Annotated in this window: 15 protein-coding genes; 11 read left to right on the forward strand and 4 right to left on the reverse strand. The window is 70.8% G+C overall.

Going from position 1 to position 19069, the window contains the following annotated elements; translation table 11 throughout:
- Positions 1-33 precede the first annotated feature (33 nt).
- The 10 genes from ODJ79_RS11600 (at position 34) to ODJ79_RS11645 (ending at position 10409) form a co-directional block, all read left to right on the forward strand.
- Positions 34-288, forward strand: a complete 255-nt coding sequence (locus ODJ79_RS11600; protein ID WP_263023385.1) for a hypothetical protein — start codon at positions 34-36, stop codon at positions 286-288.
- Between the two features lie 68 nt (positions 289-356).
- Entirely contained in the window at positions 357-2009 is a 1653-nt protein-coding gene (locus tag ODJ79_RS11605; RefSeq protein ID WP_263023386.1) for a methane monooxygenase, read from the forward strand.
- 4 nt (positions 2010-2013) lie between these two features.
- Positions 2014-3048: a 2Fe-2S iron-sulfur cluster binding domain-containing protein gene (locus ODJ79_RS11610; RefSeq protein ID WP_263023387.1), complete on the forward strand. Its 1035-nt coding sequence runs from the start codon at positions 2014-2016 to the stop codon at positions 3046-3048.
- Positions 3048-4217 (forward strand): toluene hydroxylase, encoded by a 1170-nt coding sequence (locus ODJ79_RS11615; RefSeq protein ID WP_263023388.1) that lies wholly within the window; start codon positions 3048-3050, stop codon positions 4215-4217. Before ODJ79_RS11610 ends, ODJ79_RS11615 begins: the two co-directional genes overlap by 1 nt.
- Positions 4214-4600 (forward strand): propane 2-monooxygenase effector subunit MimD, encoded by a 387-nt coding sequence (mimD, locus tag ODJ79_RS11620; protein ID WP_263023389.1) that lies wholly within the window; start codon positions 4214-4216, stop codon positions 4598-4600. Before ODJ79_RS11615 ends, mimD begins: the two co-directional genes overlap by 4 nt.
- A 5-nt stretch (positions 4601-4605) precedes the next feature.
- Positions 4606-5676: an amidohydrolase family protein gene (locus ODJ79_RS11625; protein WP_263023390.1), complete on the forward strand. Its 1071-nt coding sequence runs from the start codon at positions 4606-4608 to the stop codon at positions 5674-5676.
- On the forward strand, positions 5673-6374 hold the full coding sequence (locus tag ODJ79_RS11630; protein ID WP_263023391.1) for an iron-sulfur cluster assembly protein: 702 nt from the start codon (positions 5673-5675) through the stop codon (positions 6372-6374). Before ODJ79_RS11625 ends, ODJ79_RS11630 begins: the two co-directional genes overlap by 4 nt.
- Positions 6375-6389: 15 nt before the next feature.
- A complete protein-coding gene (gene groL, locus ODJ79_RS11635) occupies positions 6390-8084 on the forward strand; it encodes a chaperonin GroEL (protein ID WP_263023392.1) in 1695 nt (564 codons plus the stop codon).
- Complete coding sequence (locus ODJ79_RS11640; RefSeq protein ID WP_263023393.1) at positions 8081-9343, forward strand: Nramp family divalent metal transporter; 1263 nt, start codon at positions 8081-8083, stop codon at positions 9341-9343. The genes groL and ODJ79_RS11640 overlap by 4 nt, the downstream gene beginning before the upstream one ends.
- 115 nt (positions 9344-9458) lie before the next feature.
- Positions 9459-10409 (forward strand): SGNH/GDSL hydrolase family protein, encoded by a 951-nt coding sequence (locus ODJ79_RS11645; protein ID WP_263023394.1) that lies wholly within the window; start codon positions 9459-9461, stop codon positions 10407-10409.
- 1 nt (position 10410) lies between these two features.
- On the opposite strand, the gene ODJ79_RS11650 is transcribed toward ODJ79_RS11645, so the two are convergent.
- Together ODJ79_RS11650 and ODJ79_RS11655 are read right to left on the reverse strand one after the other, a co-directional pair.
- Positions 10411-10620, reverse strand: coding sequence for a hypothetical protein (locus ODJ79_RS11650; protein ID WP_263023395.1), 210 nt, complete (start codon positions 10618-10620; stop codon positions 10411-10413).
- A gap of 287 nt (positions 10621-10907) precedes the next feature.
- Complete coding sequence (locus ODJ79_RS11655; RefSeq protein ID WP_411267298.1) at positions 10908-12914, reverse strand: ABC transporter ATP-binding protein; 2007 nt, start codon at positions 12912-12914, stop codon at positions 10908-10910.
- 181 nt (positions 12915-13095) lie between these two features.
- On the opposite strand from ODJ79_RS11655, the gene ODJ79_RS11660 reads away from it, so the two are divergent.
- Positions 13096-13755: a 4'-phosphopantetheinyl transferase family protein gene (locus ODJ79_RS11660; protein ID WP_411267302.1), complete on the forward strand. Its 660-nt coding sequence runs from the start codon at positions 13096-13098 to the stop codon at positions 13753-13755.
- 11 nt (positions 13756-13766) lie between these two features.
- Here ODJ79_RS11660 and ODJ79_RS11665 read toward each other — a convergent pair whose 3' ends face one another.
- Together ODJ79_RS11665 and ODJ79_RS11670 are read right to left on the reverse strand one after the other, a co-directional pair.
- The gene (locus ODJ79_RS11665; RefSeq protein ID WP_263023397.1) at positions 13767-15104 is read right to left on the reverse strand and encodes a M1 family metallopeptidase; all 1338 of its coding nucleotides are present in this window, start codon (positions 15102-15104) and stop codon (positions 13767-13769) included.
- Positions 15071-19009 (reverse strand): Pls/PosA family non-ribosomal peptide synthetase, encoded by a 3939-nt coding sequence (locus ODJ79_RS11670; protein ID WP_263023398.1) that lies wholly within the window; start codon positions 19007-19009, stop codon positions 15071-15073. Before ODJ79_RS11670 ends, ODJ79_RS11665 begins: the two co-directional genes overlap by 34 nt.
- Positions 19010-19069 lie beyond the last annotated feature (60 nt).

Genomic DNA, 19069 nt, shown 5'->3' on the forward strand with positions numbered 1-19069 from the left:
CCCGTTTCACGGATGCCGCGATGGACTCCGGCCATGGAGCCGGCATCCGAGACGTTCAATCCCTGGACCGTGGTCAACGTCGTCTTTCACCATCTCGCCGCGCAGGGACTGCACCCCACGCTGGGCGGCGTGGATCCCGGCGCGCCCGCGGCCGAGCTGCTGCGGGCCCTGGGCATCGAGCCGGCCGCGGAGGGCGACCGCCAGGTCGGCGAGAACGTCCAGCGTCACCTGGCCGAGATCCGCGCCGCGGTCTTCGGCAACAGCGACGGCGACGGTGACTCAAGGTGAGACGTCAGGTGAGCCGAACCTGAGATGTGATCCGGCTGAAGGACGCAGCCACAGATGAGGAGTGACTCATGAGTCGGCAGAGCGTGGCCAGGGCTCATCAGAAGATCCAGGAGCTGTCCTGGGAACCGATGTACCACCAGCCCGTCTCGCAGTACGGAACGGACTACACGTTCCGCAAGGCACAGAAGAAGGACCCTCTCAAGCAGGTGCTGCGGTCGTACTTCCCGATGCAGGAGGAGAAGGACCACCGGGTGTACGGCGCGTCGGACGGCGCGATCCGCGGCAACATGTTCCGCCAGGTGCAGGAGCGCTGGCTGGAGTGGCAGAAGCTGTTCCTGTCGATCATCCCGCTGCCGGAGATCTCGGCGGCCCGGGCGATGCCGCTGCTGTTCCGCAACGTACCGAACCCGGAGCTGCACAACGGCCAGGCGATCCAGATGATCGACGAGGTACGGCACTCGACGATCCAGCAGAACCTCAAGCGCCTGTACATGAACAACTACATCGACCCGGCCGGCTTCAACTCGAGCCTGCGCAACTTCCAGAACGACTACTGCGGGACGATCGGCCGGCAGTTCGCCGAGGGGTTCATCACCGGCGACGCGATCACCGCGGCCAGCATCTACCTGACCATCGTGGCCGAGACGGCGTTCACCAACACGCTGTTCGTCGCGATGCCGGCCGAGGCCGCCGCGAACGGCGACTACCTGCTGCCGACCGTGTTCCACTCGGTGCAGTCGGACGAGTCGCGGCACATCAGCAACGGGTACGCGACGCTGCTGATGGCGCTCGCCGACGAGGGCAACCACCAGCTGCTCGAGCGCGACCTGCGGTACGCCTGGTGGAACAACCACCGCGTGGTGGACGCCGCGATCGGCACCTTCATCGAGTACGGCACCAAGGACCGCCGCAAGGACCGGGAGTCGTACGCGGAGATGTGGCGCCGCTGGATCTACGACGACTACTACCGCAGCTACCTGGTGCCGCTGGAGAAGTACGGCCTGGTCATCCCGCACGACCTCATCGAGGAGGCGTGGAACCAGATCTGGAACAAGGGCTACGTGCACGAGGTGGCGCAGTTCTTCGCGACCGGCTGGCTGGCCAACTACTGGCGGATCGACCCGATGACCGACAAGGACTTCGAGTGGTTCGAGTACAAGTACCCGGGCTGGTACGACCGCTATGGCAAGTGGTGGGAGAACTACAACCGGTTGAGTACGCCCAACGGCCACCACCCGATCGTCGCCGAGGACGTCGACTACCAGTACCCGCATCGCTGCTGGACCTGCATGGTCCCGTGCCTGGTCCGGGAGGACATGGTGATGGCCGAGGTGGACGGCCAGTGGCGCACGTACTGCCACGAGACCTGCCGGTGGACCGATGCCGAGGCGTTCCGCCCGGTCTACCAGGGCCGGCAGACCCCGAACATGGGCCAGCTGATCGGTGCCCGCGAGTGGGAGACCCTCTACCACGGCTGGAACTGGGCCGACGTGGTCAGCGACATGGGCTTCGTCCGGGACGACGGCAAGACCATGGTCGCGCAACCGCACCTGCACCTGGACGACCCGAAGAAGATGTGGACGCTCGATCACCTGCGCCGGATGGGCCCGCTGCAGAGCCCGAACGTGCTGCTCAACCAGATGACCGACGAGGAGCGCGCGGCGTTCCACGCCGCGTACGTGCGGGGCGGGCCCGCCGGCCGTTTCGCCCGCTCCGAGTGACGACATGGGCGACAAGCACCGGGTGAGGTTCGAGCCGGTCGGCATCGAGATCGAGGTCGACGAGGAGCAGACCGTGCTGCGCTCCGCGTCCGAGCAGGGGCTGATGCTCATGCACGGGTGCAAGGAGGGTCAGTGCGCGGCCTGCAAGTCGTTCGTCCTCGACGGTGACGACATCGAGCTCGACCGCTACTCCACGTTCGCGCTGCCCGACTACGAGCGGGAGGAGGGCTTCACTCTCCTGTGCCGGGCGCACGTGTACGAGGACGTGACGATCGAGCTGCTCAACTTCGACGAGGAGATGATCCGCTCGGGGCTGCCCATCGTGAACGCGGTGGCGGAGGTCGTGTCCATCGATACGGTCACGCACGACCTTCGCCACCTCGTGCTGGAGCTGATCGAGCCGGCCGAGATCACCTTCTTCCCCGGCCAGTACATGGACATCAAGATCCCGGGTACGGAGGAGAGCCGGTCCTTCTCGATGGCGAGCACCTCCGCAAGAGTGCTCGAGTTCATCATCAAGGTCTATCCGGACGGCCTTTTCTCCTCATTTCTCGACAAGAGCCTGAAAGTCGGGCAGCGTCTCGACCTCACCGGGCCCTTCGGAGTGTTCACGCTGCGGGACGCCCCGGACTCCGACCTGATCTTCGTCGGGGGCGGTGCCGGGCTGGCGCCCATCCTCGCGCTGCTGCGGTCGATGGCCGAGCGCGGCATCGAGCGCAAAGCCGTGTTCTATTACGGCGCCCGTACGGCAAAAGATCTTTGCTTTGTCGCCGAGATCGAGGCGCTGAAAGACAAGATCCCGGGCTTCCGGTTCGTGCCCGCCCTGTCCGAGCCGGTCGACGGCGAGGACTGGGACGGCGAGGTCGGGTTCATCACCGACGTGCTCAAACGGTACGAGGCCGACCTGCGTGGCGCGCACGCGTACCTCTGCGGGCCACCGCCGATGGTCGAGGCGGCCATGCCGCTGCTCGCCTCGCTCGGCGCCCCCGAGAAGCACATCTACTACGACAAATTCACGACCACAGGTGGGGAGGACTGATGACGACCGCGACGGAACGCAGCGTTCCCAAGCCCGTCTTCACCGACGCCGAGGCCGGCGCGAAACAGTTCCCGGACTCGTCGGCGCGCCGGTTCAACTACTACGTCCCGCAGAAGCGCAAGCAGACCCACTACGAGGACGTGACGGTCGAGGTCCAGCCGGACCCGCGGCACTACCTCGCCCAGGGCTGGCTCTACGGGTTCGCCGACGGCAAGGGTGGCTACCCGCTGGAGTGGACCGCCCTGAAGGCGTGGGGCAGCGACCGTCCCGAGCCGCAGCGCGGGCCCGGATCGGGCGGCCAGGGCTACGAGTGGCCGGCCCATGGCTGGCACGAGTTCCGCGACCCGAACGAGGAGTGGGAGCTGTCGCTCTACCGCTACAACGCCAACGTGGTGCGGCAGGTCAACGCGAACGTCGACGCGGCGAAGCAGGCCAAGGCGTTCGAGCAGTGGAACCCGAACTGGGTCCGGTTCGTCCAGCAGCACGTCGGCGCGTGGATGCACGTCGACCACGGCCTGGGCCTGTATCTCTTCGCGAACGCCAACCGCCGCGGGCCGACCAACATGCACAACACCGCGATCGCGGTGAACAGCATGCACCTGATCCGGGCCGCCCAGGACCTGGCGCTCTACCAGCTCACCCTGGACGAGGAGATCGAGAGCTTCTTCGGCGCCGCGCACCTGGACAACTGGAACTCCGACCCGTCCTGGCAGGGCGTGCGCGAGGTGGCCGAGCGGCTCACCGGGATCGACGACTGGGCCGAGGCCGTCTTCGCGGCCAACGTCGTCTTCCAGCCGCTGATCGGCGAGCTGTTCCGCAGCCAGCTGGTGATGCAGGCGGCGCCCCGTAACGGCGACTTCGTCACCCCGACGATCGTCGGTGCCGAGGAGTTCGACTTCTCCGAGCGGGACCTGCGCTACACCATGGCGATCTTCGACCTGCTGGCCAACGACCGCGAGTTCGCCGAGCACAACAACCGGATCCTGAACGGCTGGCTGGCCAGTTGGGTCGGGCTGACCATGCCCGCGGCCCGGGCGCTGCAGCCGCTGTGGTCGCAGCCGGACAGCAAGCCGATCCGCTTCGAGGACGCGCTCGACCGGGTCAAGAGCCGGTTCGCCGGCATCGTCGAGGACCTGGGCCTGGAACTCCCCAAGGAGCTGGACCGATGACGCAGTTCAAGGCCGCTTTCACAATTGCGGAGAGTCCTTTTGAGTCCAACAACACCGCGTCCAACATGTGCGGCTTCACGCTGATGAACAACCAGGTCGGCGTGGTGGTGGCCGAGGTGATGGGCGGCAAGGAGAACGTACGGGTCACTCCCCTGCCCTCGATGATCCGGGTGGACGCGACCGGCCGGATGGACGTCGTCTACGACGAGGTCGCCGAGGCGCTCGGCGAGGAGCCCGGGTACTTCGACGCGGCCCAGTTCGAGGAGAACATGTCCACCCACTACGGCCGCATGATCCACGAGGACGACCGCACGATCATGTTCGCCAACCCGGAGGACGCGGCCGAGTTCATCGGCTTCGACCTGCAGCCGGACAGGAGGTAGCGCCCGTGTATGAGAAGGACGGCGAGAAGTACTTCATCGTCGACAGCCACATGCACTACTGGAACGCGGCGCCGTCCAACTGGGTGCCGGGCGCGGAACAGTACGCCAAGGGCTGGATCGAGTGCTTCCACGCCTACCAGGGCCTCGCGCCGAAGGAGACGCACTGGCCGATCGAGAAGTTCATGGCCTACACCGAGGACGACCTGATGAAGGACGTCTTCCAGGACGGGTACGTGGACGTGGCGATCTTCCAGCCGACGTACCTGACCGAGTGGTACAAGGAGGGCTTCAACACCACCGAGCGCAACGCCGCGCTCGGCGCCAAGCACCCCGGCAAGTTCATCGCCAACACCCGGTGGGACCCGCGGGACGGCGACGACGGGCTCAAGAAGCTCGCCGAGAACGTCGACCGGTTCGGCAGCATCGGCGTGAAGCTCTACACCGCCGAGTGGAACAACGGCTCGCGGGGCTGGACGCTGAAGGACCCGGCCGCGTACCGCTACCTGGAGAAGTGCCAGGAGCTCGGGATCAAGAACATCCATGTGCACAAGGGCCCGACGATCTGGCCGCTGGACAAGGACGCGTTCGACGTCGCCGACGTGGACCACGCCGCGACCGACTTCCCGGCGCTCAACTTCATCGTCGAGCACGTCGGCCTGCCCCGGATCGAGGACTTCTGCTTCATGGCGACGCAGGAGCCCAATGTGTACGCCGGGCTCTCCGTGGTCATCGGCGGCCTGATGCACGCCCGTCCGCGCTTCTTCGCCAAGGTGATGGGCGAGCTGCTGTTCTGGGTCGGCGAGGACAAGATGACCTTCGGCAGCGACTACGGCATCTGGGAGCCGAAGTGGCAGATCGAGGGATTCGTCGACTGGGACTACCCCGGTGCGGAGTTCGACGACTATCCCCGGGTCAACACCGCAACCAAGAAGAAGATCCTCGGGCTCAATGCCGCGAAGCTGTACGGCATTGAGGTGCCCGAGGAGTTCCAGCTCGGCGCGGGCGAGGGGACCCCGGCGGCGCGGGACGACGCTGTCGGCGTCAGCTCCGAGTCGCCGGCGGCCTCGCCGGCATGACCAGCGCCACCGTGGGGTCGCGCATCCTCGCCGCTCTGGCGCAGGTGCGCGACCCCGAGCTGGACGAGCCGATCACCACGCTCGGCTTCGTGGCGTCCGCATCCCTGGGGGCGGACGGCACGGCCGAGGTGCACCTGCGGCTGCCGACCTACTTCTGCGCGCCGAATTTCGCCTACCTGATGGTCGCCGACGCGTATGACTCGGTCTCCGCGCTCGACGACGTGCGTTCCACCACGGTGATCCTCGACGATCATTTCGCGTCCGAGGCGATCAACGACGGCGTGGCGGCGCGCGCCGGATTTGTCCGGTCATTCGAGGGCGAGGCGGTCGACGAGCTGGACAGCCTCCGGGCCGATTTTCTTCGCAAAGCGGTCATGGCCGGCACCGACCAAGTATGCCGAACCCTGGATCTTTCACCCGCACAGCTTGCCTCCATCCGGCTGGGTGATTTGTCCGAATCGGCTGCACTGGATCGTCTCCGACGCCGGCGTCGCGACCTCGGGCTCCCCGCCGGCGACGACGCGCACCTGCTGATCGATCCGAAATCCGGCGCCCCGATCGGCGCCGACGCGGTGCCCCTGCACCTGCGCAAGGCCCGGCTCACCCGCACGAGCCTCGACGCGAACACCGGCATCTGCCGCGGCATGCTGCGGCATCGCTACTCCACCGACGGCCAGGGCGAGGATGCCCTTTCCTAAGGAGACGACCGCAAAATGGCCAAGGAACTTCGATTCGGCGCGGACGCGCGCACCCTGCTACAGACCGGAGTCGACAAGCTGGCCGAGGCGGTCAAGTCGACGCTGGGCCCGAAAGGCCGCAACGTCATCCTCGAGAAGATCACCGGCTCGCCCGTGGTCACCAACGACGGCGTCACCATCGCGCGCGAGATCCACCTCAAGAACCAGTTCGAGAACATGGGCGCGCAGCTGGTCAAGGAAGCGGCGATCAAGACCAACGACATCGTCGGCGACGGCACGACGACCGCGACGGTCCTGGCGCAGGCGATCATCCGCGAGGGCATGTCCGCGATCGGGTCGGGCGCCAACCCCGTACGCGTCAAGCGGGGTGTTGATCTTGCTGTGGATCGTCTGGTCGAGCGGCTGCGCGCCGTGGCCCGCCCGGTGACCAGCGAGGAGGACCTGACCCGGGTCGCCGCGATCTCGGCCAACGACGACGACTACATCGGCTCGGTGATCGCGAAGGCGCTGCACACGGTGGGCGACGGCGGCATCGTGACCGTCGAGGAGTCGCAGCGGCACGGGATGAGCGTCGACTTCGTCGAGGGATTCGAGTTCGACAACGGCTACCTGTCGCCCTACATGGTGACCGACCCGGGCCGGCTCGAGGCGATCGTCGACGACCCGTACATCCTGCTGTGCAGCGAGAAAATCACCAAGGTGCAGCAGCTCATGCCGCTGCTCGACAAGATCATGCGAGCGCCCCGGCCGCTGATCATCATCGCCGAGAACGTCGAGGGCACCGCCCTGTCGATGCTCACCCACAACCACGTCAACGGGATCTTCCAGTGCGTGGCCGTGCGCGCGCCCGGCTTCGGCGACCGGCGGCTGCACAAGCTCGAGGACATCGCCGCGATCACCGGTGGCGCCGTTTACAGTCGGCACTCCGGCTTCACCCTCGAGACCATGACCCTCGACCAGCTCGGCCGGGCCGACCAGGTACGGGTCGAGTCCGAGCGCACCGCGATCGTGGGCGGCGCGGGCTCCCCCGACGACATCGAGTTCCGGGTCACCCAGCTGCGGGCGGAACTGGCCCGCGCGACGTTCGGGGCGGACGAGGACGTGCTCACCGAACGGATCGGCGCGCTGACCGGGAAGGTCGCGGTGATCCACGTCGGCGCGCCGACGCCGGCCGAGCTCAAGGAGCTGCAGCACCGGGTCGAGGACGCGCTCTCGGCCACCCGCGCCGCGATGGCCGAGGGGATCGTGGCCGGCGGCGGCGCGGCCCTGCTGCACGCCGCGGACGCGCTCGACCACCTGGAGGTCAAGGACGAGGACTACGCCATCGGTGTCGACATCGTGCGGCGCGCGCTGCCCGAGCCGGCGTTCCTGATCGCCACCAACGCCGGCTTCTCCGGCCAGGAGGTCGTCACCCGGGTCGGCCAGCTCCGCCCGGACGAGGGATTCGACGCGCTCCAGGGCCGCTACGGCAACATGATCGAGATGGGCATCGTGGACCCGCTGCGGGTCGCCCGCTCGGCGCTGGAGAACGGCGCGTCGGTCGCCGGCCTGCTGCTCACCACGAACACGCTGGTCGCCGAGGAGCAGACACCCTGGGGCGGCAGCCCCGCGCTGATGACCGAGATCGGTGAGCTGGACGAAGGCCTGCGGCAGCCGTCGCCGGACTCCAGCACGCCGCAGTCGCTCGGCCTCGGCCCGTCCGTCGGATGAGCACCGCGGTAGCCCCCGAGCCCGTCTTTCAGGAGATCCGGGCCCGGGGGCGGCTGCGGGGCTCGGTCGCGCTGCTCGGACCGGCCTTCGTCGCGGCCGTCGCCTATGTGGACCCCGGCAACTTCGCCACCAACTTCACCGCCGGCGCGAAGTTCGGCTACCTGCTGGTCTGGGTCATCATCGTCGCCAACCTCACCGCGATGCTGGTCCAGTACCTGTCCGCCAAGGCCGGCGTGGCGACCGGCCGCGACCTGCCCGAACTGTGCCGTCAGCACCTGCCGCGCCCGGTGTCGTGCGGCCTCTGGCTGCAAGCCGAGATCATCGCGATGGCGACCGACCTGGCCGAGTTCCTGGGCGCGGCGGTCGGCCTCTACCTGCTGTTCCACGTGCCGCTGTTTCCGGCCGGCCTGCTCACGGCGGCGGTCGCGTTCGGCATCCTGGCCCTCGAACAGCGCGGCTATCGCCGCTTCGAACTGGCGATCGCCGGCCTGCTGGGCATCGTCCTGCTCGGTTTCCTGTACGACTTGATCGTCGTCGGCGCCGATCCGGCCGCCGCGGCGGCGGGCCTCGCGCCGCGGCTGGCCGGCGGCGACAGCCTGCTGCTGGTCTGCGGCATCATCGGGGCGACCGTGATGCCGCACGTGGTCTACCTGCACTCCGCGCTGACCAAGTCGAGGGTGGCCTGCCGGGACGACGGGGAGCGACGGGAGCTGCTGCGCTTCCAGCGGATCGACGTGCTGATCGGGCTCGGCACGGCCGGTCTGATCAACCTGTCCATGCTGCTGGTGGCCGCGTCCCTGTTCCACCGCTCGGGGAGCTTCGCGGCCGAGGACGCGATCACGTCGGCACACGACGGCCTGGGCCGGCTCGTCGGCGGGGGCGCGGCGCTGGCCTTCGCGGTGGCGCTGCTGGCCTCCGGGCTGTCGTCGTCCTCGGTGGGCACCTACGCCGGGCAGGTCGTGATGCAGGGCTTCATCCGGCGGCGGATCCCGCTGTTCGTACGCCGGGCGGTGACCATGGCGCCGGCGCTGACCGTGCTGGCCCTCGGCCTGCCACCCACCGACAGTCTGGTGATCTCGCAGGTGGTGCTGTCGTTCGGGATCCCGTTCGCCCTGGTTCCGCTGATCATGGTGACCCGGCGGCGGGACATCATGGGCGTCTTCGTGAACCACCGGCTGACGACGGTCACGGCCTCGGCGGTGGCCGCCCTGATCATCGGGCTGAACGCGTACCTGATCGTCGAGGCATTTCGGACATGACACCCGCAACCGTCCGACAACCTGAACGGGAGCTTCGGCCGCCACGCCTTAGCTGATCTTCATCTCGCCCGATCTCAAGGCCGTGATCTTCCCCGCGCTCAGCGCCGTATTTGCCATGGCCGCCGCCGTCGTCGCCGGCGTCACTCCCGCACCAGCGCAGAGCGAGGCGACGGCGCCGCTTCGGATCATGCCCGTTGGCGACTCCATCACGATGGGCATCGGGTCGGCGACCATGAGCTCGTACCGGATCGACCTGCAGAACCGGCTCGCCGCCGCGGGGCTGAACGTCGATTTCGTCGGCTCGCAGAGCGACGGCGCCCCGGCGACCGCGGACCTCGACCACGAGGGCCACTCCGGCTGGACGATCGCCAAAATCGCCGGTCAGGTGAACGACTGGCTGGCCATCTCCCGGCCGGACGCCGTTCTGCTGCAGATCGGCACCAACGACATGCGCACCGCGGCCGGCTCGGTGGGAGCGACCGACCGGCTGTCCGCGTTGATCGACCAGATCAGCACGGCTGCCCCGGCGGCCGACATCTTCGTGGCGAAAATTACCGGCACCAAGTCCGCCGGCGCGGGCGCACAGCAGAAGCGCACCGACGCTTTCAACGCCAAGGTGCCCGGCATCGTGGCCGGCAAAGGCGCCCGCGTCCACCTGGTCGACCAAAGCACCGTCAAAGGCATCGACATCCGCGACGGCCTGCACCCCAACGACTTCGGCTACACCAAGATGTCCTGGAACTGGTTCCAGGCGATGGCTCCGGTCTACGGCTTCAGCACCGCCAACCCCAAGCCCGGCAACCCCTACCTGGCCACCCACGCAAAGTTCTGCCACCTCGTCGACGCCGACCCCGGACCGGGATGGACGGCCTACTTCGACTGCCGCTGGTACACCAAGAACCAGGTCGCCAGGACCACCCACGGCAGAACCAGCAAAGTCTGGACCTGGCAGACCAAACGCACGGTGACCAGGACCCGCACGGTCAAGGTCAACGGCCACTACGAGAAACGCGCCGTCACCGTCAGCACCTGGGTCTCCTTCGACCCCAACCGCCACGACCGATGACTCAGACCAGCACGAGCCAGGCGAGGCCGGCCGCGCCGAGGAGCGCGCTGGCCAGCATGAAGGCCGGGTTGTGGGCCGTCCACCAGCGGATCCGCACCAGCACGTAACCGGGCACCTCGTCCGGCCGCACCACCTTGAGCGCGACGACGTTGAGCGCGGCCAGCACCAGCCCGAGCGCGCCGAACCAGGCAATCGTCTCGGCAGCTTCCATGCCGCCATGACATCCCGCACCGCCGGGGCCGGGTGTCTCACCTTGAGACACCCGGCTCCCGTCCTCCCGGCCCGCGCCTGTGCGTTCCGGGCGGGCCTCGTCTCCCGGCCGGCGCCCGTGCGCTCGATTCCGGACGCCGGGCGGGAGTGCTCGCCGAGCGTGGCAGCCGCCGCTGGAACGGCGCTGACGCGGGCCTGAAACCACACGGCGCCGGCCTCGGCCGGCCCGGTGTCACCCGGCCGGGTCACGGGCGAGGAAGCCACCGGACTGCCTCGGCCGGCCCCGGGTCACCCGGCCGGGTCACGGGCGAGGAAGCCACCGGACTGCCTCGACCACAGGTCCGCGTACAGGCCGCCGCGGTCGAGCAGCTCCGCGTGGGTGCCCTGCTCGATGATCCGGCCGGCGTCGAGGACGACGATCCGGTCCATCCGGGCGATCGTGGAGAGCCGGTGCGCGATGGCGATCACCGTGCGGCCGGCCATCACCTCGTCGAGCGTGTCGTGGATCGCCGCCTCGGCCTCGGAGTCGAGGGCGGAGGTCGCCTCGTCCAGCACCAGGATCGGCGCGTCCCGGTAGAACGCGCGAGCGAGCGTGATCCGTTGCCGCTGTCCGCCCGACAGGCGCACCCCGCGCTCGCCGACGTGGGCCTCCAGACCCGTCCGGCCGGCCGGGTCGCGCAGCGCGGCCACGAAACCGTCGGCGCAGGCCCGACGCAGCGCCGCCGCGATCCGCGCGTCCTGGAGGTGCGGCGCCACGTCCAGCCGCGCGCCCTCCCGATGCGGCACGCCCTCCCGTTGACCCGCGCCCTCCCGATGCGGCATGCCTTCCCGGTGCGGCGCGCCCTCCCCGTGCGGCATGCCCTCCCCGTGCGGCGCGTTTTTCCGGTGCGGCGTCGGCTCCGTCCGCGCGGGCTCGCCGTCGTCCGGGCCGGCGATGTTCTCCCGGACCGAGCGGTGCAACAGGGTGCCCTCCTGCGCGACCACCGAGATGCGGGCGCGCAGGCTCTCCTGGGTGACGTCCGCGATGTCGGCACCGTCGATGGTGATGGTGCCCGACTCCGCGTCGTAGAAGCGCAGCAGCAGGCCGACCAGTGTGGACTTGCCGGCGCCGGAGCGGCCGACGATGCCGATCCGCTCGCCGGCGCCGATGTCGAGGCTCAGCCGGTCGAGCCCGCCGGTGCCGCCGCCGTAGTGGTGGCTGATCCGGTGAAAACGGATGGCCCCGCCGCGTTCGGAAAGAGGTTTTGCATCTGGTTTGTCGGCGACCAGCAGCGGCTGCGCGATGGTGCGCAGGGCGCGGCGGAGCGCGCCGACCGAACCGAACAGCGACGAGACGGCGTCCAGCAGCCACTCCGCCATCGCGGTGATCCGGAAGCTGAGCGCCAGCGCGGCCGCGACCAGGCCCAGCGGTGCGGCGTCGGACTGCCACAACACGATGCCGTAGCCGACCAGCCCGACCAGCAGCGCGCTGCCGAGCGCCATCATGCCGCTGTTGATGGACACCTCGACCCGCTGCAGCTCGCGATGCGCGCGCCGGGTCGCCGCGAACACCCGGCGGTCGTGCCCGGTGCGGGCGTCCGCGCCGCCGAGCAGCGCGAGCGTGTCCACATTGGCGTACGAGTCGACGAGCAGGCCGGTCAGCGCCGACTCGGCCTCCTGCAGGCGCTCCGCGGCGCGCCGGTAGCGCGGCACCGCCCAGGCCATGAGCAGCGCGTACGCCAGAATCCAGCCGGTCAGCGGAAGCAGCAGGCGCACGTCGATCGCGGACATCAGCCAGATCGACCCGGCGACGTACGCGAGCACGAAGACCAGCGTGTGGATCACCGAGTACGCGGCGGTGGCGGCGGCGTCCCCACCGTCGCGGACCCAGCTGGCGATGCGACCGGCGAGGTCGTCCCGGAACCAGCCGACGGACTGCCGGGACACGTAGCGGTGGAGTCGCCACCGGACGAGCGGGCGGGCGTTCGCGCGGAATGCGATGTCGTCCAGCGCCTCGCCGGCCAGGGTGATCAGCGGCCGGATCAGGAGGACGAAGGCGGCGACGGCGAGCAGCTCGGCGCGGTGCCGGGACCAGAGCGTCGCCGGGCCGGTGGCGGCGAGCAGGTCGACCAGGCGGCCGGCGTACCCGATGAGCCACACCTCGATCGCGGCGCACAGGATCGTCGTCGCGACGGCCGCGGCCATGACCGTGCGCAGCGGCCGCAGCTCGCGCCGCAGGAATCGCCGCACACCGGCGTCGGGGGTGCCGCGGTTACCGGCCGGGAACGGATCGATGGGGGTGAACAGACGTGACACGGAGGACCTTTCCAGCGGTGGAGACGGGCAGGGAGCCGGGGTAACCGCCGGAAGCTCGCATGATCGTTCTCCGTTCGTGCCGGACCTACGTGTTCGACCGACGAGCCTAGGAGATGCGTCACCGTCGACGCCTCCGATTTATCCGCCGCGTATGGTCCTTTTCGTGATCGCGGAAGCCACGCTGCTCTCCTCGCTGCTGCCGTCGTGCGTGGTGGCCCGGGAGGTGTTCGCCGACCCTCCGGACGAGACCGTCTTCCCGGGCGAGGAGGATCTGGTCGCTCGCGCCGTCTCGTCGCGCCGCCGGGAGTTCGTCACTGGCCGCCGCTGCGCCCGCCTGGCGCTGGCCGAGCTCGGCCACCCTCCCGCGCCGATCCGGCCCGGTCCGGGCCGCGAGCCGATCTGGCCGGCCGGGGTGACCGGCAGCATCACGCACTGCGCCGGCTACCGGGCCGCCGCCGTCGCTCGCACGGCCGACCTGGCCGGGCTGGGCATCGACGCCGAGCCGAACGAGCCGCTGCCGGACGGGGTGGAGGCGACGGTGGCCTCGCCGCGGGAAGGGGAGCGGCTGCGCGAGGCGGCGGCCGGCGCGCCGGAGGTCAGCTGGGACCGGCTGCTGTTCAGCGCCAAGGAGTCGATCTACAAGGCCTGGTATCCGCTGACCCGGCGGTGGCTCGGCTTCGAGGAGGCCGACCTGACGATCGAGCCGGGCGCCGGCACCTTCAACGCGCTGCTGCGGGCCGACGGGACCCGGATCGACGGTGGCCCGCCGCTGACCCGGATCAGCGGCCGTTTCACCATCGGTCCAGGACTGATCATCACCGCCGTCACCGTGGACCGCTGACGGCGCGCTCCTCAGGACATCGGCGGCAGCTCCGGGCGGTCGAGCCAGGCGGTGAACAGGTCGTCCAGCGACTCGGTCGTGAACCGCGCGGCGTGGTTGCGGAACTGCGAGGTCGTCACCGTCCGGTGCCGATGCTCGGCGGCCCACGACCGGAGCATCGCGAAGAACGCCTTCTCGCCGACCCGCAGCCGCAGGGCGTGCAGGGTCAGCGCGCCGCGCTTGTAGACCATCGGGTCGAACATCCGGTCCACGCCGGGATCGGCGATGGCGACCGCGGCCGGGCGCGCCGCGAGCCAGCCGTACCAATGGTTCGCGTGGGCGCCGGCCAGCGGGCCGCCGGACACATCGGACCACAACCATTCCGCGTACGTGGCGAAGCCCTCGTTGAGCCAGATGTGCCGCCAGTCCGCGACCGTGAGGCTGTTGCCGAACCACTGGTGGGCGAGCTCGTGCGCGACCAGCCGCTCGTGGGTGCGCTGCCCGTCGAGGTGGTTGCGCCCGAAGACGGCCATGCCCTGCGCCTCGATCGGGTCGTCGAGGTCGTCGTCGGCGACCACCACGACGTACTCCCGGAACGGGTACGGCCCGAACATCGCCTCCAGCGCGGCCATGATCTCGGGTTGCCGGCCGAAGTCGTGCCGGAACACGGTGCGCAGCCGGGGCGGGACCGCGGCTCGCTGGATCACCCCGCCCGCGGCCAGCTCGATCAGCTCGTACCGCCCGACCTGCACGCTCATCAGGTACGGGGCGGTGGGCTCGCTGCGCTCGTACACCCAGGTGGTGCTGGTCGCGCCGCGGCGCCGGGACACGAGGTCGCCGGTGGCCACCACCGTGTACGGCGTGGCGGCGCTGATCCGCACCAGGAAGCCGGCCTTCTCGAGCCGGTCGTTGCACGGGAACCAGGACGGCGCACCGTTCGGCTGGCTGGCGACCAGCGCCCCGTCGGTGAGCTCGTCCCAGCCGATGTCGCCCCACCGGCCGGCGATCGGTACCGGCGCCCCGGCGTACCTAATCTCGATCTTGAAGGTGGCGCCGTAACCGACCGGCTTGTCCGGTTTGATGCGGAGCTTGCCCGCCCGGTGCGTGAAGTCCGCCCGCTGCCGGTCGACCCGGACCTCGTCGACCCGGAGCCGGCCGAGATCCAGGCTGAACCGGGAGAGCGACTGGACGGCCTGCGCCGTGATGATCGCCTTCCCGGCGAGCCGGTTCGTGACGACCCGGTAGTCGAGGTCGAGGTCGTAGTGCAGCACCCGGTACCCACCGTTGCCGTGCTCGGGAAGGTACGAGTCGGTCGAGCGGTCGGCGCCCGGTGGGGTCATGCCCAGGTCGCGATCGGATTGCCCCGCCATCGGCTGTCCTCGGGAACGGCGTCGCCGCGGGTCACCAGCGAACCGGGCCCCACGCTGGTGCGCGCGCCGATGCTCGCGCCGGGCAGCACGATGCCGTGCGGGCCGAGCGTCGCGCCCGCGCCCAGAGTCACCACGTCCATGCTCATGATCCGATCATGGAACAGGTGAGTCTGCACCACACACCCCCGGTTCACCGTGGCGCCCTCGCCGAGGCGCACCAGATCGTACTCGGGGAGCCAGAACGTCTCCAGCCACGCGCCACGGCCGATCTTCGCGCCCAGCGTCCGCAGCCACGCGTTCAGCAGCGGCGTGCCGCTGGCGAAGCGGAACAGCCACGGCGCGGCGAGCACCTCGACGAACGTGTCGGCGAGCTCGTTGCGCCAGACGAACGACGTCCACAGCGCGTGCTCGGCAACCCGGAACCGGCCGACCAGCAGCCACTTCGCCGCGGTGGCGGTCAGCGCGCCGGCGATCGCCGCGGCGAACAGCACCGGTCCGGCGGCCAGCGCCGCGGCCCAGCCGCCGGCCGCCTGCCAGATCAGCGCGAGCGCGGCCAGCACCAGCACCGCGAGGGCGGCGGCGCAGATCACCGGGACGATGCGGCACAGCTCGATCGCGGCCCGGGCCAGCTTCAGCCGCAGCGGCGGGTGGTAGGTGCGGGCCGTGTCGCCCGCCTCGACGGTGCGGCGCAGCGGCATCGGCGGGGCGCCGAGCCACGACGAGCCCTTCTTCGCCTTGCGCGGCGCCGACGAGAGCACGCCGATCAGGCCCCGCTTGGGCACCGAGCGGCCGGGCGCCGCGATCCCGGAGTTGCCGAGGAACGCCTGCTTGCCAATCCGGGCCGGGGCGACCCGCAGCCAGCCGTGACTGAGCTCGTAGGTGGCGACCATCGTGTCGTCGGCGAGGAACGCCCCGTCCTCGACGGTGGTCATCGCCGGGAGGGCGAGGACCGTGGACACCTCGGCGCCGCGGCCCACCTCGGCGCCGAGCAGCCGCAGCCACACCGGCGTGAACAGGCTGGCGTACATCGGGAACAGCGCGATCCGGGCCATCCCCATGATGCGTTCGGTGGTCCACACCTGCCAGGCCACCCGCCCGCGGACGGGGTGGAAGCCGGCCCGCACGCCGATGCTGAGCGCCCGGACGGCCACCAGGACGAGCAGGGCGTAGCCGAGGAAGTAGGCGACGGCCGCCGCCGGGACCGCGAGCAGCGCGGCCGCCAGCGTCGGCCGCTGGGCGAGCGCCCAGCCGATCAGCGCGAGCGCGGGCGCCGCGGCCACGACCGGGAGCAGGCCGAGCAGCTGGGCGGTGAGGCTGTAGACGGCGACCCAGAGCCGAGACCGCCGCGGCGGGCGCTGGGTGGGCCACGCCGCCCCGTCCTTGGTCGCGGTGGGCGCGGCGGGCGAGCCGGCCCAGCGCTTGCCGGCCGGCACCGCGCCGGCCACGGTCGAGCCGGCGTCGATCTGCGCGCCCTTGCCGACCCGGGCGCCGGGCATGAGCGTGCTGCGGGAGCCGACCCGGGCCCCGGCGCCGACCCGCAGCTTGCCGACCCGGACGACGTCGCCGTCGACCCAGTAGCCGGACAGGTCGACCTCCGGCTCGATCGCGGCGCCGCGGCCGAGCTTCAGCAGACCGGTGACCGGCGGCGCGGAGTGCAGGTCGACATCCCGGCCGATCTTCGCGCCGAGCGCCTTCGCGTACGTGATCATCCAGCCCGCCCCGGCGACGCCGGTCGCGCCGGTCAGCTCGGCGAGCCGCTCGGCCGCCCACAGCCGCAGGTGCACGCCGCCGCCGCGGGGGTACCTCCCCGGGCCCACGCCGCGCAGCAGCAGCCGCGCTCCGGCCGCCGCCACCGCGATCCGCCCGGCCGGGCTGAACAGCAGCAGCCAGCCGGCCGCCACCCACCACCAGGAGACCTGCGGCGCCCACGGCACCGGCGCGAGCGCGGCGAGGACGTTGCTCAGCGCGGCGAGGGCGGTGAGCCAGCGCAGGCCGACCAGTGCGAGCATCGGCAGCATCAGCAGGCCCTGGACCAGCCCGGCCCGCCGGGGCGTGGGCCGGACCTCGCGACGGACGATCGTGGTCGCGTCGAGGGCCTCGATCACCGCCGCCATCTGCGACAGCCGGGGCTGCTGGTACACGTCGGCCACCGACACCTGCGGATGCGCCCGCCGGATCCAGGCCACCAGCTGCGCCGCGTTCAGGCTGCTGCCGCCGCTGGAGAAGAAGTCGGCGTCCGGGGCCGCCGGGCGTACGCCCAGGATCTCCTCCCAGCCGCCGGCCAGCCACTGCTGGGTCGCGGTCAGCTCCCCCTCCGAGGCGCCGGCGGTGGCCAGCGGCCAGGGCAGCGCGGCCCGGTCCACCTTCCCGGACGTCCGGGTCGGCAGCTCGGCCACCTCGGCCAGCAGCGGAACCAGCGCGGCCGGCAGTTGCTCGCGCAGCAGCAGCGCCGCGTCGGCGGCATCGAACCCGTCCAGCGGCACGATGTAGCCGACCAGGAGCTGGTTGCCCGCGGTGGTCCGCTTCACCGCGGCGGCCGCGCCGGCGACGCCGGGCAGCGCCTGCAGCGCCGCGTCCACCTCGCCCAGCTCGATCCGGCGGCCGCCGAGCTTCACCTGCTCGTCGCCGCGGCCGAGGAAGAGCAGGCCCTCGGGTTCGGCGCGCACGATGTCCCCGCTGCGGTACGCGCGCGGCCAGCCGAGGGCGGGCAGCGGCGCGAACTTCTCGGCGTCCTTGGCGGCGTCGAGGTAGCGGGCCAGGCCGACCCCGCCGATGACCAGCTCGCCGGTCTCCCCCATCGCGACCGGAACGCCGTCCGAGTCGACCACGGCGAGCTCCCAGCCGGCCAGCGGCAACCCGATGCGCACCGGCCCCTCACCGGTCAGCGGTGCCGCGCAGGCGACCACGGTCGCCTCGGTCGGGCCGTACGTGTTCCAGACCTCACGTCCCTCGACGGCCAGCCGGGCCGCGAGCTCGGGCGGGCACGCCTCGCCACCGAAGATCAGCAGTCGTACCTCGTCGAGCGCCTCGGCCGGCCACAGCGCGGCGAGCGTCGGCACCGTGGACACGATCGTGATGCGCTGCTCGGCCAGCCACGGACCCAGGTCGACGCCGCTGCGGACGAGCGAGCGGGCGGCCGGCACCAGGCAGGCGCCGTGCCGCCAGGCGAGCCACATCTCCTCGCAGGACGCGTCGAAGGCCACCGACAGCCCGGCCAGGACGCGGTCGTGCGGACCGATCGGCCCGCCCGCCCCGGTCTCGGCCTCGCCGGGCATCGTTTCGGCGTCGCCGGGCATCATCTCGGCGCCGCCCGCCAGGAACAGTTGCGCCTCGGCGTCCACGAATGCGGCCGCGGCCGCGTGCGTGACGGCCACACCCTTGGGGGTGCCGGTGGAACCGGAGGTGAAGATGATCCAGGCGTCGTCGTCCGGCCCGGGCCGTCCGGGGCGGCCCTCGGGCGTACGGCGCAGCGACACGGCCAGGTCGTCGCCGACGACGGCACAGACGCCCGCCTCGGCGAAGACCAGCTCGGCGCGCTCCTCGGGATCGTCCGCGTCGACCGGCACGTAGGCCGCCCCGGCCGCCAGCACACCGAGGATGGCGAGGTAGAGCTCCGCCGTGCCGGACGAGACCCGGATGCCGACCCGGTCGCCGGCCCCGATACCGTGCCCGGCGAGCCGGGAACGCACCGCCTCGACCGCACCGGCCAGCTCCCGGTAGGTCAGGGTGGCGCCGCCGGCGTCGATCGCGCGGGCGCCGTGGTGGGCGTGCACGGTCGCGTCGAGAATGTCGATCAGGGTGCGGCGCGGCGGGGCGGAACGGGAGTGGAACAGGGCCGGAGTCTCGGGCGTGACAGCGATCTCGGGTAGGTCGATCAGACGCAGGTCAAGATTGGTCACGGTCACCGGGCGAGCTCCATATCCACCTTCATGGTCGTCGTCGGCCAGGCATGCGGCGGTGAGCCG

Source organism: Actinoplanes sp. KI2 (assembly GCF_025630775.1).
Taxonomy (GTDB): domain Bacteria; phylum Actinomycetota; class Actinomycetes; order Mycobacteriales; family Micromonosporaceae; genus Actinoplanes.